Here is a 1,028-nt window from a genome sequence, read left to right as displayed (position 1 = left end):
GCGGGGCATCGTTCGAGAAGCTGGACGCCTTCCGAACCGTCGGGAAACCGGGACCGCGCTGAGGCCAAGGCTGCTGCCGGGCGTCGTTGCACGGCTTTTCCGGCCATTCCGGCCGCGCTGCGCGATTCGCCTCACCGGCAATTGTCTTGCCCCATCAAAAGAGGAAACGATCGGGACAGTTGGTATCATTCGATTGGATGCCTTGACCATGCGTATAGTGGGAAGGCCATTCACAAACTTCCTGACCAACATTCACTTCCAAACGAAGGGATTTAGGCATGCCAACCATAAAGATCGCGACACGCCACTATGACTATTCAAACCAGGCACCAAATCTCGCCGCAGCCCTGTCCTTGCCCGGACTGGAATACCTGAATGCAGCCATTTCCGATCCGGACGGGCCGCGCCCGTCCATGGCTGCAACAATGAACTTCGCGCTGCCGCACATTTTAACAAAAGGCCATGCTGAACTGGAGGCGGAACCGGCAGACTTTCTGCTTAACCTGCTCGGATCGGTGCATGGAGGCTTCGCCGCAACCGTTATGGATACGGTCCTTGGCGCTGCCGTGCATACCGTGCTGCCACCTGCCACAGGCTACGCGACAGCGGAACTGAAGGTGAATTTCACGCGCTCCATCTTTCAGAACACAGGGCGGCTCTTGGCTGTCGCAGATGTGGTTCACGCTGGCAGGAAAATGATCACCGTGGAAGGCCGGCTGACCGGCATCAAGGGTGGAAAACTGTACGCGCATGGTTCGGCGACGTGTTTCGTCATGCCATTGGTCTGAGCTGCTCAAACAGCCGCTGTGCGATCTAAACAATGCCGCGGAGAGCGGGTTGGAACAGATCCCCGTTTCGAATTCAACCCGGGACACCAAAGCGGAGCGATGCACGGCCTCACAACACCCTCACGGAACCTGGAACCAGGGTTCGGTGCCCATCACCGTGCGGCCTTTTCGGCCACAACACAAACAGGTGATCACAGAATAAAGGAAAAGAATGGTGGGCGATGAGAGACTCGAACTCCC

1 protein-coding gene is annotated in these 1,028 nt (G+C 57.5%); it reads left to right on the top strand.

Annotated elements, in window-relative coordinates:
• The first annotated feature begins 278 nt into the window (after positions 1–278).
• On the top strand, positions 279–788 hold the full coding sequence (locus E1297_RS01500) for a PaaI family thioesterase (RefSeq protein ID WP_155133003.1): 510 nt from the start codon (positions 279–281) through the stop codon (positions 786–788).
• Positions 789–1,028 lie beyond the last annotated feature (240 nt).

The sequence above is a fragment of the Roseibium sp. RKSG952 genome (genome assembly GCF_009711355.1).
This window is presented reverse-complemented; position numbering and strand designations above follow the sequence as displayed.